Below are 14,550 nucleotides of genomic sequence, written 5' to 3'. Positions count from 1 at the left end.
TACAAGAGCGCTACTTAGGTAGCGCTTTTTATTGATTGTGGCAGTGGGGTTAATGTAGGCTAATCGGCAAAATTAAGCTGAGTGGTGGTTGTGTGGATAACGCGAGCAGCATAGGAAAAGGAGTTCACTGTGATTAGCAAAGGATTTAAAGACGGCCATTTCCAAATTGGTGAAGGCAGTATTAGCGGCACCATAGCGTGCATGTTAGCCATATTATCGTTTTTAGGTGTATTGGCGTTTCATTTCCCTGAATACCTGACTACCCCCGAATTACGCCAAAGTTATAACGTCGATATTATTCGCAGTTTGATATTTGTCGCCTTAGTGGTGTCGGGCAGCTTAGGTTTATTAAATTTTATTCGAAATAAAAATAAACGATTTGGCTTTGTCGCTTGGGTATTTGTGAGCTTGGCGATTGCCTTTGGTGGTCATCAAGTCGAGGTCGAGCCTTTTGCCAATCATAAGGTCTCACTGGGGTTAGATTGGTTTATTTTAGACTTATTAGGTTCAACCTTAATTTTTATTTTTATCGAAAAATGGCTACCCCATAAACCTGAACAGCCAATATTGAGACCCGAATGGCAAGGGGATTTAAATCATTTTTTGGTGAATCATTTAGCGATTGGATTTGTATTATTGGTGACGAATCAATTTGTGCAGTCGACCTTTTCTTGGGCTATTTCCAGCACAGTGCAAAGCTTTATCGCAGGTCTGCCCTTTGTGTTGCAACTGCTGTTGATTCTATTGGTCGCCGATTTAATGCAATATGCGGCGCATCGCGCTTACCATGAGATCCCATTCCTGTGGCGTTTCCATTCGGTACACCATAGCGCCAAGCATTTAGATTGGTTGGCGGGATCAAGGCAACATATGTTTGAGTTGATCGCCACCCGTTGTCTAGTACTTACGCCGATTTTTATCTTGGGATTTTCCAAAGATATCATCAGTATTTATGTCATTATCGTTGGCGTACAGGCGGTATTTAACCATGCCAATGTCCAAGTTAACTTCGGTTGGCTACGTTACTTAATCGTCAGCCCGCAGTTCCACCATTGGCACCATGCTTCCGATAAGGCGGCTATAGATCGTAACTATGCCGCCCATTTTTCATTTTTAGATTACCTCTTTGGAACCGCAGTTCGAGGTCAGAAAGAGTGGCCAGAGCAATATGGTGTCGTCGGTGATTACATGCCCGTTGGCATGTTTAAGCAGCAATTATATCCCCTCGGTTTAGCGAAGAAGGACACAAAATAACGGCGCTGCATTTGGAGTGGTTCGTTTTGGAGTGGTTTGTTTTGGAATGATTATCTGGAAGTCAATGTGAGGTCAACTGAGTAGCAATGTTTAAGTGATGGTTAACTCTGACACTGGGACAGCAAAAAGCCCAACACAGCGTTTTTAATTGGCGCTTTGTTGGGCTTTTTTGCAGTTAATATCGCAAGTGTTATTCGCTGATTTTCAGCTCTTGGCCTGGCTTAATAATGCTCTTGCTATTGAGCTGGTTCCACTTCATTAAATCAGCCAGTTTGACCTTATTCTTACGGGCGATTTTATCCAGCGAATCGCCGGATTTTACCTTGTAGGTTTTGGCTTTTGCCGTTGGCATATCGGCCGATTTTGAGCTGGTGGTTTTAGTGCCGTTGGCATTTGTTTTGGTCGATGACTTGGCTTTGCTATCGGACTTAGTGTTGGCTTTAGCGGGTTCTGGCTCATTATCATTGGCTGCCATTGGCGTTAAGAGTGTGAGCTCTTGGCCGATTTTGAGGCGATCAGAGGTCAGGTTATTAGCCTGTTTTAATGCCTTGACTGATGTATCAAACTTAGCCGCGATTGTGCCTAGGCTGTCGCCGGACTTAACGATATAGCTTTGGCTGTCATAGCGTTTTTGGGCGTAGAGTTTGTCGTGATTTTCTTGATATTGGCCTATGTTTTCCAGCGGTAAGGCGATCTGATATTTGCCTTTGCTCGGGATCACGCCTTGGCGAAAGCCCGGGTTATAGGTTTTAAATTCTGCCTTGCTCAGCCCTGCCGCATTGGCGATTTGGCCGATATCCACGCCATTGGGCGCAGGGACTCTATCTAAGAAAGGGCGGTTCGCAATCGGTCGCACTTTTAGATTGTAATGATTGGGTGCGCGAATAATTTGAATAAAGGCCAGCCACTTAGGCACAGTTTGTACGCGTTTGGCCGGAATGCCCAGCGACCAAAAGTCCGTTGGTTTACCCTTGGCTTTATTCTTGTTGATGGCGGCTTTAATCACCAATTCACCGGTATTGTAGGCGGCGACGGCGTTGATCCAGTCTTTGTCTAAGGTGTCGTACAAATGCTGTAGATAGTCGAGCACGGCATCGGTTGAGGCCAGTGCATCTTTGCGACCGTCGTAGGCTGAGTTAACCGTTAAGCCAAAATTACGCCCAGTGGCGGGGATCATCTGCCACAGTCCAGCTGGGCCGTTTGCCTGTGCCAGTGGATTGTAACCACTTTCGACTATGGGTAATAACGCCAATTCTAATGGCATGTTACGGGCTTCGAGCTGGCTGACGATGTAATACAAAAAGGGTTCGGCGCGTTCGCCGACTTGGTTCATAAATTTCTGTTTATCATCGAAAAAGTTACGCTGTTTGCGCACTTCGGCATCGTCATGTACGTCAATGGTGTTGGCGTGTTGGATCTTTTCCCAAACGTCGCTGTACTGCTCAACCACAGCGGGTGGCGTGTGCTGCTGGTGTTGTGGCGAGTGCTCGTTAGCGTTACTCACATCATTTGCTGGGGCATTGAATTCTGTGGTTGATGGGCTTGCCGACGTGCTCGCGCAACCGCTCAATTGGGCCACGAACATGGCCAGCATTAGCACTGTAAAAGAGTGCGTTTGGCGAAAATGTTTCCGCATGATTGTCCTGTGATGAGTTAACTGGGCATTCCATATTGGTGCACATGCTAATCTGTTTTCGCGTTTCTGGATAGCTCCCCACGGTTTCCCCCTATTTACAGCGCCCGCTTAACGTCCGTTTAGCGCCGATCGCGCCGCCCTTTGGCTGTATATCTTGCGTTTAGCTTTAATCATTAATGCGCTACCATAGCGGCGATTTTTCATTGACTTGGGTAGCAAAGTGCAGACGTTAGCGCAGTTAAGAGCAGGGCAGTTACAAGGGATCACGCGTTTACAATTGGTCGAGGAGTTAACCGAGTTTCCGCGGGAGATTTTTGACTTAGCCGATAGCCTCGAAATCCTCGATTTGTCAAATAATCAACTGAGTACTCTGCCCGAGGACTTGCACCGTTTATCGCGTTTAAGGATCCTCTTTGCTTCTAATAACCGCTTCGAATACTTACCCGAGGCATTAGGGCGCTGTGCGAATTTAGAGATGATTGGCTTTAAGGCGAATCAAATCCGCACTGTGACTGCCGCTGCGTTACCGCCACAAACCCGCTGGCTTATCCTTACCGATAACCACATCGAGACCTTGCCTGCGGCTATGGGCGATTTACCTCGTCTGCAAAAATTAGCACTAGCGGGCAACCGGTTAACGGCTTTGCCCGAGTCGATGGCCAATTGCCGTAACTTAGAATTAGTGCGTCTATCGGCCAATCAACTGCAAGCGTTGCCAGCTTGGCTACTGGGTTTGCCTAAGTTGACTTGGCTCGCTTTTGCGGGTAATCCGTTCAGTCATACCTTGGTCGATCCCCATGCCGATGTGGCCACAGTGGCAAACGTGACTCTGCATGATATCAAGTTGGCAGAAAAACTGGGCGAAGGCGCCTCTGGGGTGATTTACCGTGGTGATTGGTTGAATCAGGCCATGGTCGCCGCGACGGGGTCATCACAGATTGCGGTAAAACTCTTTAAAGGGGAGGTGACCAGCGATGGTTATCCCGCCGACGAGTTAGATTGCTGCCTCACAACGGGAGATCACCCGAGCCTTATCAAGGTGGTGGCGCACATCAGCCAGAAAGACCAATTGGGCTTAGTGATGGAGCTCATCCCGCCCGGGTTTAGCAATTTAGGTTTACCGCCAAGTTTGGCAACCTGCACCCGTGATACCTTTCATGCTGATACCCAGTTCAGCCTTGATGACGTGACTAAGATTACACTCCAATTGGCCGATGCGATGGCGCACATGCACACCAAGCAAGTCAGCCACGGCGATGTCTACGCCCATAACATTATGGTTAATCAACAGATGAACCTGTTGTTTGGTGATTTTGGCGCGGCATCTAATTTACGCAATCTGTCTACAGTAGAGCGCTTGGCGATGGAAGCGATTGAAGTGCGCGCGCTGGGCTGCTTGATTGAAGATTTGTTGGCCTATGTGGATGCATCAGCCTATGTGAGTGCCTCGATTGGCCTTGAACACTATAAAAAGTTGAGTGCGATTAAGGATGAGTGCATGCAGTTGGATGTGACTCAGCGCCCCTGTTTTGCAGAGGTGAAAAAGGCCATCGAAGCCCTGCTAAAAGGCAAATAGTGGCCAGCTAACAGGTCAGTTTTACATCTGTTTCTAGTTTGTTGTGTTTTATATGTCTTTGTGTGATTTAAGTTTGCTCTATTGGGTTTAGCGTTAACTCATTGTTTTGTTTGGTTGTGTAGCCGAGTTTTTACTGGCACTGACTGGGATTATGCCTATAGGCTGTATACCCAAATAACCTCAAATTGCTGAAACAGGCATTTTGGGGGACTTGGTATTAGTCTTGGGTTCAATCCGGTTTGCTGTTGTCGGATAGGATGTCCGTTGAATAGTAAGAACGATAGGTTTGCATACTATGTTTACACGAACGCTGTTTATACAAAGAGTGACTGAACGAGCACGCAGTGCATGCGATATTTCATTTAAAAGCCAGCCCCACAATCTTCCAAAGGCGCCCTTAATCGCGCCTTTGACGTTTCTACTGGCGAGTCTTTTCACCTTAACCCCTATGGCTGTATTAGCGGCGGACAAGGTCGACGTTATCCCTGTGACGGTCGAGGCCATTAAAGAAACCTCCTTTGCCGATGTCGTCAACGAAGTCGGTAAAATTAACGCCATCGATTCGGCGATACTCAACTTTAACGCCAGCGAAAAAATTAGCGCCATTCATTTTAGTAACGGCGACAAAGTGACGAAAGGCCAAGTGATTGCCGAGCAAGATAACACTAAGGCCAAGGCCGATTTAGACAAGGCCAAAAGCACCTTAGCACTGGCAAAAACAAAGCTTGAACGGATTGAAGACCTGTTAATCAAAGAGCCATTTGCACTCTCCAAGCAAGATGTGGATGAACTGCGGGAAAATGTGAATCTGGCTGATGCCGATTTTCGTCAGAAACAAGCAACCATGAACGACTACTTGATCAAAGCCCCTTTCGACGGTCAGCTAACAAGCTTTAGCCAGTCCATAGGCAGCCAAATTGGCGCAGGTACCGCCTTAGTCACCCTTTATAGTTTAAATCCCGTCGAAGTCCGTTATGCCATTAGCCAGAAGGATTTAGGTAAGGCACAAAAAGGTCAGAAGGTGAATGTCACCGTTGAAGCCTATGGTAATAAGGTGTTCAATGGATTAGTTAACTATGTGGCTCCAGCGGTGGATGAAAGCTCAGGACGAGTTGAAGTGCACGCCGCCCTCGACAACCCAGAGTTCAAACTGGCGCCCGGCATGTTCGCCAATATTAAGCAGTTCTATAGCCGTGGGATTAAACGCTTATTAGTGCCGCAAAATTCGATTATCGCCAATAACGACGAACGCTTTGTCTGGTTAGTGCGGGGCGATAGCGCTGTAAAACAAGTGGTTAAACTCGCGCAAAACACTAATGATGGCTATACGGTTGTAACCGAAGGTTTAGCCGAAGGCGATCTCGTGGTTAAAACGGGTATGCAAAACCTCAAGGCCGATAGCAAGATCAAAGTCATTCAGGACAAAAGCGCGGCAGATAAAGCCACTGTCTCCAGTGCTAACTCTGGTGCGGCCGTAGCGCTAAGCGCTGAGCCCAGCACTGAGGGGGCCGAATAATGCGTTTACCCGAAGTCTGTATTCGCCATCCTATCTTCGCCTCCGTGCTCAGCATCATGGCAGTGTTACTGGGCTTGATTGCCTTTCAAAAACTCGATATCCGATATTTTCCTGAGCACACCACCCACTCGGCATCTGTGAATGCATCGATTGCAGGGGCGAGCGCCGATTTTATGTCGAGCAATGTGGCCGATAAGTTAATTGCGGCGGCTTCGGGCATAGACAAGGTCGATACTATGTCGACCGACTGTAGCGAGGGTCGCTGCTCGTTAACCATTAAGTTTGTTGATGATACCAACGATATCGAATACACCAACTTAATGAACAAGTTGCGTAGCAGCGTCGAAGGGATTAACGATTTCCCCCAGAGCATGATAGATAAACCGACCGTCACCGACGATACCTCGGCTACCGATGCTGCCAGTAATATCATTACCTTTGTGAACGCTGGTGGCATGGAAAAGCAGGCCATGTACGACTACATTAGCCAGCAGCTAGTGCCGCAGCTCAAGCAAGTGCAAGGTGTTGGCGCCGTGTGGGGGCCCTATGGCGGCTCACAAAAGGCGGTTCGAGTCTGGCTCAACCCCGAGCAGATGAAGGCGCTGAACATTAAAGCCGCCGATGTGGTGGGCACCTTAGGTTCTTACAATGCCAGCTTCACCTCGGGGGCGATTAAAGGCAAGTCACGGGATTTCTCGATCAACCCTTTGAATCAAGTTGAAACGCTCGAAGATGTGAAGGACTTAGTGATCAAGGTCAGCGAGGGCAAGATCATCCGTGTGGCCGATGTCGCCGATGTGGTGATGGGTGAGGAAAGTTTATCGCCGAGTCTGTTGTCCATTGGCGGACATAGCGCCATGTCGCTGCAAATTTTACCTTTGAGTAATGCTAATCCTGTGACTGTGGCCTCGAACATTAAGGCCGAAATTACGCGCATGCAGCAGCATTTACCCCAAGGGTTAGAAATGACCTTGGCCTACAATCAGGCCGATTTTATTGAGGCTTCCATCGACGAAGGTTTTTCCGCGCTGATTGAGGCGGTGATCTTAGTATCGCTGATTGTGGTGTTATTTTTAGGTAGCCTGCGGGCGGCGTCGATCCCGATTATAACCATTCCTGTGTGTGTGATCGGGGTGTTTGCCGTGATGTCGGCGCTGGGTTTTAGCATCAATGTGCTCACTATTCTGGCGATAATCTTGGCCATTGGTCTGGTGGTGGACGACGCCATTGTGGTGGTAGAGAACTGCTATCGCCACATCGAAAACGGTGAAACCCCTTTTAACGCGGCGATTAAAGGCTGTCAGGAAATCATCTTCCCTATCATTGCCATGACCTTAACCCTCGCGGCCGTGTATTTGCCGATAGGACTCATGTCGGGATTAACCGCCGATCTGTTTCGGCAATTCTCCTTCACCTTGGCCGCCGCCGTGATGATCTCTGGTGTGGTGGCGTTGACTTTGTCGCCTATGATGAGCGCCTATCTTATCAATACCACTGAGCAGCAGCCTAAATGGTTTAGCCGAGTCGAGCATGCGCTGCAGCAGTTAAATAATTTGTATATCAAAGAGCTGGATAAGTGGTTCGGTCGTAAGCGTTTAATGCTCGGCGCGGCAGTGGTGCTTGTCGGTCTTGCGGGCATCGCCTACTGGCAGCTGCCGAAAATACTCTTGCCCGCGGAAGATTCTGGTTTTATTGATGTGGCGTCCAATGGCCCAACGGGTGTGGGTCGCCAGTATCATCTGAACCATAATGCTGAGCTTAATGGCGTGATGGACGAGCATTCTGCCGTTGGAGCGAACTTGTCTTACATCGAGGGCGAGCCAGTAAACCATGTGTTGCTCAAACCTTGGGGTGAGCGCAGTGAGGGTATAGATGAGGTGATCAGCGACTTGATGGCTAAATCGAAGCAAAGCGTTTCTGCCTACAACATGTCCTTTAGCATTCGCTCGGCGGATAATCTCAGCATTGCCAATAACCTGCGCTTAGAGTTAACGACCTTAGATCGCAATAAGGATGAACTGAATAACACCGCCGCCAAAGTGCAAAAGTTACTCGAGGATTATCCAGGGTTGAACAACGTCGGTAACTCGGTGCTGAGGGATCAACTGCGTTACGATCTGTCTATCGATCGCAACGCCATTATCCTCTCGGGCGTCAGCTATGGTGATGTGACGAATGCGCTGTCGACCTTCCTTGGCTCAGTCAAGGCGGCGGACTTACATGCCACCGATGGCTTTACCTATCCCATTCAAGTGCAAGTAAACTTAGATAAGCTCAGTGATTTCAAAGTATTGAATAAGCTGTACGTCACCTCAGAATCGGGGCAAGCATTGCCGTTATCGCAGTTTGTGTCGATTAAGCAGACCACGGCAGAGTCGAACATTAAGACATTTATGGGCCTTGATAGCGCCGAGCTGACGGCAGATATTATGCCCGGTTATTCCACCAATGAAATTAAAGCCTATTTAGACGAGCAACTGCCAACGCTGCTCAATGACGCCCAAGGCTTTAAATACAATGGGGTAGTGAAAGATTTAATGGATTCGCAGGCGGGGACTCAGTCGTTATTTTTGCTGGCACTGGTGTTTATCTATTTGATTTTGGCCGCGCAGTTTGAAAGCTTCGTCGATCCCTTAATTATCTTACTGACTGTGCCCCTGTGTATTGTTGGCGCGCTGCTGACCTTAGCTTTGTTTGGCCAGAGCGTGAATATCTACTCGCAGATAGGGTTATTAACCTTAGTGGGACTCGTGACTAAACACGGCATCTTACTGGTGGAGTTTGCCAATAAGCAACAGGACCAAGGCTTGAGTGCTATTGAGGCGGCGCTCAGCAGTGCTAAATCGCGCTTAAGGCCGATTTTAATGACCTCTTTAACCATGATTTTAAGTGCCATTCCCTTAGCGCTGGCTTCTGGGCCTGGTTCATTAGGGTTAGCCAACATAGGCTTAGTCTTAGTCGGAGGCTTAATGACGGGGACCTTCTTCTCGTTATTTGTGGTGCCTGTGGCCTATGTCGCTATGGCCGAACTCAAAGCTAAGGATGTGCTTGCTGGGCTGCGCAGTGCTAAAGCTTAGTCGCAGGTTGGTTGGGGTTGATCGAGCCTAGATCCACTCCATGGGTTCAACTTGCCTATAAATACGTTATGATTTAAGCCAATAGCTAAGCGCGTTGGCTTAATTTTTTTGTCGAGTGATCATTGCAGTATTTGAGAGAGTGTTGAGTGCGAGTGGCCTCATCAGCGACGGAGAGCTGGCATTATGAGTTTGTTACAGTGTTTTCATCGGGCGCCCCTGTATCTGGCTTGCTCGGCTGGGCTGATGTTTGCCTCTCCGGTCATGGCCTCTTTTTGGCAGTCCTTGTTGCGCAGTGAGTTACCGGTCGATCAAGTGACGGCGCCGGCGGACAGCCAGCGTTTCGAGTTTGTCGGTGTGTTGCCCGCCAATACGCAATTAGAACTGGTCGGTTATTACGCCTCTTCGATTTGTACCCGCAAGGAAATCCGTTTTCCCAGTGGCGATCTTGCCAATCCCTATCGCGCCACACTCGAAGAAACCTCAGTGCTGCGGCAAGTGATTAGCAGTGGTAGCAAAGCGAGTGATTTTTTGCTGCCCTTAGCCTTAAATGGCGGCGGTGATTGTCAGTGGCGGCTTGAGGATTTAATGCTCGATGTGACTATACTGCCAAACCATCCACTGTGGCAGAGAGCTAAAACGCTGCAACGGGATTACCTCGCCAAGTTGCAGCGCACTTCGGTAGATGCATCTAAGGCTGCCAGCCAAACTGCGTTGCCGACTCAAGTGTCATCTCACGATGATTTTTATTTAAGTCAAGAGCTTAATATCGATCCTATTCATGCGGGCAGCGAGGCAGATAACTCACTGCTGGCGACCACGCCGTTATCGTTAGCGCCAGTTTACTATCCGGTTTTTATTCATTATCCAGAGGAAGACAAACCCTTCGAGGCACGGCTGAAGAGTAGCCTGCAGCGCACTTCTAGCCTGTGGGCCAGCCCGTATACTCAGGCCGTTCGGCGTGGCGATGAGGCGGTGATGCGGGTGAACTTCAATCCACAGATTGCCGAGCATTACGAGGTCGATGTTTGGTATCTGCCCGATACGGTTGAGGTGAAGTATCCCGACGGCACTCAATATGCTTATGTCAACAGTGAAGTAAAACTGTATGCCTATGGCAAACCTGAATCACAAATCAAGACCTTAGCTCAAAGTGCCGAGGCCGAAGATAAGCGCTTATTGGCGCGTATCTATGAGCTTGGGCACGCCTTGCCTAAGGATGAGGCTAAGGCGCTAAAGTATTACCGCGAAGCCGCAGAGGCGGGCGATATTGAGGCCTTGCACTGGATGCGAGATCAAGCTGGTTACGCGGGGCGAAAAGATGAAAAAACCTATTGGCTCGGGCGCGCCGCGAGCTTTGGTGATAACACGGCAAAGCTTGAGTTAATCCGTTTACCTTTATCGGTTATTGAGCGTGGCCTCGTTAATACGGGTGAAGATAAGGTTAGAGAAACGCAAGCGTGGCAGCTGTTAAATCAATTAGTTGACCAAGGAATGCCAGAGGCAAGCAGCCTGATGGCTTTCTATCAAGTGTTACCCTATTCACCGTATTTTGATGCTAATGCCGCGCTGGAAAATTATCGTCTGAGCGTGAAGGCTAAGCCTGAACTGGCCTATGCGGCGGCCAGCGATTACTACTATTTGGCGGATAATTTTGCTGCGGGTGAGGAGTTTTGGCTGATTGCCGCCGAGCGGGATCTCTATGCCGCAGCCGAACTTGCCAATATCTTGTTATCGGAAACCCATCGTGATGCGGTTAATGCGCGCTACTGGTTAGCAAGAGTGACGACGCTGGGTGCCAAGCAAGGTTTGCAGGCGGATATTTTAGGCAATGCATACTTCCAACTCGCAACCTTATTAGATAAAGGCGAGGGCGGCGCGGTCGATGCGAAAACAGCGTTAACGCTTTATCAGCAGAGCCTTGAAATTGCAGAGCGATTTTCAAATGACTATGAAGCAAAGGCTAAGGACAGAGTGCAAGTGCTTGAACAGCTGCGCTTATAACCTCATGTTTATATAAAAGAGTATTCGTTAGCATTTAGCCAATAAAAATCCCTGCCATGGCAGGGATTTTGCTATTTATTCAGCTGCTTGATTTAAGCCTCTAGTGTTAAGTGGCTAGAGTTAAATAAGCAGATTTAAACGTTCTGGCTTAAGCAACGACAGCCAACTAGCGTAAATCAACCTGCAGTGCGACACCCGAACTCTGGGGTTCACTCTGCACTGTGATGTAATACCACCCCACGTTTGGCGCATCGACTGTGATACTTTCTTGAGTGTTAGCAGGCGTGACAGACGCTGCATCGAAGTGTTGAGCATTGGCCCACGTTGTCCCCGAAAATAGGCTCACATCACCACTGCCGTGGGCTGAGTTGATGCTTAACTGACTCGTACCTTCTGGCACCCAAAGATAGTAATCACTGCGACCATCGGTGGTGCAGATGGCTTTGCCTGAACTCAGCTCACCATGACTCAAGGGTGATTGCGTCGCGCAAGCATTGGCGATGAGAGCTGGCGAAGGCGTGTTGCTCGCGCCTGTATTGAGGGTGAGTGTTACGCCGCTAAACTCAGTGGCAGTGTCCACTGTGATATAACGCCAGCCGCGATTGGCACTAAAACTTAGCGACTCTTGATTACCTGCTTGAGTGCTCTTGGCATCGGCATTTTCGGCGTCGGCCCACTGACTGGCATTGAAGTAAAGATTGGCATCCCCAGAACCGCCCTTAGTGGTGACGGTGAACTGAGTATTATCTTCCTCAACCCAGAAGTAGAAGCTGTTGCGTCCACCACTGATACACTCGTTTTTGCCCAGTGTGAGCTGGCCGTAATCTAAGGTTACTGCACCGCAATTTGCTGGTGGCTCAGGATCCACGCCGCCATCTCCCAGATCGGGATCAACATCAGCGAACAGCTCAGTGGTGCTGACTTGCATATCAACGCCGCCAAAATCTCCCGACAAGGTAATGTAATGCCAATATTCGTCAGGGTTTAACTGCACTTTAATGACTTGATAGTTACCGTTGCCGATCCCCGCGCCTTGGTTTTGTTCTGGGCTTGCCCAACTTTTAGAATTGAAATAAATGTCGGCATCACCCCAACCGCCGCCAATCTTGATCCACAGATCTTGGGCCGAGCGATCGGTATTAGTGAAACTGAAACTGGCGCGACCGAGTTTAGAGTCGATACATTCCATCGGCACATCGATTTTCAGGCTAGCCGATTCAGTGTAACGGTAGGCTTCGTTCGTTACTTGGCAAGGCGAGTAATCCTTACTGATAGTGCCCGCAGGGCCAGCCCAGTTACCTTCACGGCCACTGGGCTCAGCATCGACATCACTTGGGCCTTTATCGACAATGCCATCGTCAGCCGTGCTCAAGCCGCTGGCGAGCCAACCTTGCCACTCGTTGTCGTAACGTGTACCGATACCATCCATAAAGGTTTGATATTCCGCGTATTGGTCGTTACGTAGGTAGGCGAGAATCTGTCTCACATCGTCCCTGTGATGCTCAAACATAAAGCGCACCGCCAGATAACCCCAACGGTAGATACGGTCTTGGCCTGATTCATAGTTGTTTTTGAATATGGTCGACAACATAAATTCACCAGTTTCGCCCATGGCAATGGCCGCGGTATTGGCGTCACGGTAAGAAATGTATTCCGCTAGGCCTTCAATCCACCAAATGGTATTGGCCGAAGTGCCGCGGCTAAAGTCACCAAATAGGTTATAGCGCCCGTCGAGGTAGTGCACATATTCGTGTTGCAGGTTCCAGACATGGAAATCCGGCGTGCGCCATTCGGCTTCATAGGCGATAAAACGCGCCTGATTTTTGAGTCCGGCGGGCGAGCCCTCAAGGTACATGCCGCCGTTGTCGGTATTGATACCAAAGATACTGTTGGCTAAGGATTTATACTCAGACGAACTGCCAAAGATCACTAACTCTAAGTCATCGTTGTTATCTTGCCCTACGGGTTGCATGCCTGTATCTAGCTTACTGTGGAAATAGCTTTCTTGGCTGGTCAGCACATCACAGGCCCACTTGGCTTGATCTTGATAGAGATCTTGGGCGCGGATCTTGAGGCTGTCGGAGCATTTCCAATTAAAAGGTAAGGCATCGGCCTCTAACTGCGCCTTAAAACCACAGATATTGTAATCGTTACAATGACTGCGATCGTAATAGTCGGCCATTTCTGCCGCCGCGTACCAAAGCACTTTACTCGGTTCGGTTTTACTGGTGCTGCTGAGGATATTTTTAACCAGCTGAGTCACTCGCGGGCGCATGGTATCAATGTAATACAGTCTAGATAACTCTTTGACTGAGTTAACTAACAGATACTCTGCATTGGTACCTAACAAGTCGCGATGTTCGAGTTGGAAGTTATTCAGCGCATCTAAAATGCCTTGATCGCGAGCGAATTGCGCCTGCATGTCATCATTCCACTGGGCACGGAATAAGGTGGTAAACACTGAGTTTGCTGCGGCGTTCATGGCGAAACTGGCTTGCCAGTTAGCATCGTAGTCCGTTAGCACTTTTATGGTGACATGATTAAAATCGGCGCCGAGCTCGGCTGAGTCAATCAGGATTAAGGCTTCTTTCAACACGCCAGCATTAGCATCGGAGACCGTCCAAATCGCAGCGTTGGCAAATAAAGCGTTGAGGGCCGATTTTAAGCTGGCCTTAGCGGCGCTGCTGTAAGCGGGTACATCATTTGGGCTGTAAAATTGCACATATAGGGCAGCGCGGACAAAATAAATATGCGATTCAAGATGCTGAACATCGACCCCAGTGTAGTCCTTGGCTTTAGTAGCAATGGCGTTGGCGACACTGATCACATTGGCCTCGCTAAACAGCGCGGTGGCGCTACTGCCTTTGAGGCTATAGAGCTTACCGACGCATTCGGGTGTCGATTGGCTCAATTGATCTACTAGGGCTTGGCCCGATTTACCGACAAAGTCACTGCAGTCATTGCTCTGCAGTGCGGCGCTGCGACTCTGTAACTTAAGTGGCGGTTGCTCAGATACTTCTCGCTTCTTGCGTGAATGCATCTTAGGCGGTTCTGTCATTGTCTGTTCTGTCATAGTTGGCTCATTCGGGGATGCCATCAATGGCGTCTCCCGCAGTAGCGGTCTATGGGATTCTATTTGGCTAATGGGCGCCGAGGGTGGTCGTGGTGCCGGTTGCGCTTGTGGGTTACTGGGTGTGTTGCTGCCTAATGGGTGACTCGTATGAGTGTCATGGGCGAGAGCGGGAGTCGCAAAAGCTAAGCTAATAGCTGCGAAGATCAGTGTGTTTTTCATTGTGTATCCGTAGTTATCTAGTCTGCAAAGCAGATCTTCCTTGGGCGTTATTTGATGCGTGGAACCTAAGCTTGCATCAAACCTCATTGGATTATTTGCGTGATAACAATAGCGCGACAAACATCGCAGCTAGCAAATAATGCGTCCAAATGATGGCTGTAAGTTTTTAATATATCTAGTATTTACCTCAATATTTAC

7 protein-coding genes are annotated in these 14,550 nt (G+C 48.9%); 5 read left to right on the top strand and 2 right to left on the bottom strand.

The annotated features are described in order from the left end of the window. The first annotated feature begins 132 nt into the window (after window positions 1–132). Window positions 133–1,254 (top strand): sterol desaturase family protein, encoded by a 1,122-nt coding sequence (locus Q4Q49_RS07830; protein ID WP_106651750.1) that lies wholly within the window; start codon window positions 133–135, stop codon window positions 1,252–1,254. Window positions 1,255–1,444: 190 nt separating this feature from the next. Here Q4Q49_RS07830 and Q4Q49_RS07825 read toward each other — a convergent pair whose 3' ends face one another. Continuing rightward, window positions 1,445–2,890 carry a LysM peptidoglycan-binding domain-containing protein gene (locus Q4Q49_RS07825; RefSeq protein WP_311906030.1) on the bottom strand — a complete coding sequence of 482 codons (1,446 nt, stop codon included), beginning with the start codon at window positions 2,888–2,890 and terminating at the stop codon, window positions 1,445–1,447. 220 nt (window positions 2,891–3,110) lie between these two features. On the opposite strand from Q4Q49_RS07825, the gene Q4Q49_RS07820 reads away from it, so the two are divergent. From Q4Q49_RS07820 to Q4Q49_RS07805, 4 genes are all read left to right on the top strand, one after another. Continuing rightward, window positions 3,111–4,466, top strand: a complete 1,356-nt coding sequence (locus Q4Q49_RS07820; RefSeq protein WP_311999055.1) for a leucine-rich repeat-containing protein kinase family protein — start codon at window positions 3,111–3,113, stop codon at window positions 4,464–4,466. 295 nt (window positions 4,467–4,761) lie between these two features. Then, window positions 4,762–5,982 (top strand): efflux RND transporter periplasmic adaptor subunit, encoded by a 1,221-nt coding sequence (locus Q4Q49_RS07815; RefSeq protein ID WP_311999054.1) that lies wholly within the window; start codon window positions 4,762–4,764, stop codon window positions 5,980–5,982. Continuing rightward, window positions 5,982–9,059, top strand: a complete 3,078-nt coding sequence (locus tag Q4Q49_RS07810; RefSeq protein ID WP_311999053.1) for an efflux RND transporter permease subunit — start codon at window positions 5,982–5,984, stop codon at window positions 9,057–9,059. The genes Q4Q49_RS07815 and Q4Q49_RS07810 overlap by 1 nt, the downstream gene beginning before the upstream one ends. 183 nt (window positions 9,060–9,242) lie before the next feature. After that, window positions 9,243–11,060, top strand: a complete 1,818-nt coding sequence (locus Q4Q49_RS07805; protein WP_311999052.1) for a sel1 repeat family protein — start codon at window positions 9,243–9,245, stop codon at window positions 11,058–11,060. 166 nt (window positions 11,061–11,226) lie between these two features. Here Q4Q49_RS07805 and Q4Q49_RS07800 read toward each other — a convergent pair whose 3' ends face one another. Then, a complete protein-coding gene (locus tag Q4Q49_RS07800; protein WP_311999051.1) occupies window positions 11,227–14,352 on the bottom strand; it encodes a M9 family metallopeptidase in 3,126 nt (1,041 codons plus the stop codon). Window positions 14,353–14,550 lie beyond the last annotated feature (198 nt).

The sequence above is a fragment of the Shewanella sp. SP1S1-7 genome (genome assembly GCF_031932105.1).
Lineage (GTDB): Bacteria > Pseudomonadota > Gammaproteobacteria > Enterobacterales > Shewanellaceae > Shewanella > Shewanella baltica.
This window is presented reverse-complemented; position numbering and strand designations above follow the sequence as displayed.

What these genes read in the sequence shown, in the direction of transcription:
- Q4Q49_RS07805 (WP_311999052.1), top strand. Translation starts at nt 9,243, where the DNA reads ATGAGTTTGTTACAGTGTTTTCATCGGGCGCCCCTGTATCTGGCTTGC.
- Q4Q49_RS07815 (WP_311999054.1), top strand. Translation starts at nt 4,762, where the DNA reads ATGTTTACACGAACGCTGTTTATACAAAGAGTGACTGAACGAGCACGC.
- Q4Q49_RS07825 (WP_311906030.1), bottom strand. Translation starts at nt 2,890, where the DNA reads ATGCGGAAACATTTTCGCCAAACGCACTCTTTTACAGTGCTAATGCTG.
- Q4Q49_RS07810 (WP_311999053.1), top strand. Translation starts at nt 5,982, where the DNA reads ATGCGTTTACCCGAAGTCTGTATTCGCCATCCTATCTTCGCCTCCGTG.
- Q4Q49_RS07800 (WP_311999051.1), bottom strand. Translation starts at nt 14,352, where the DNA reads ATGAAAAACACACTGATCTTCGCAGCTATTAGCTTAGCTTTTGCGACT.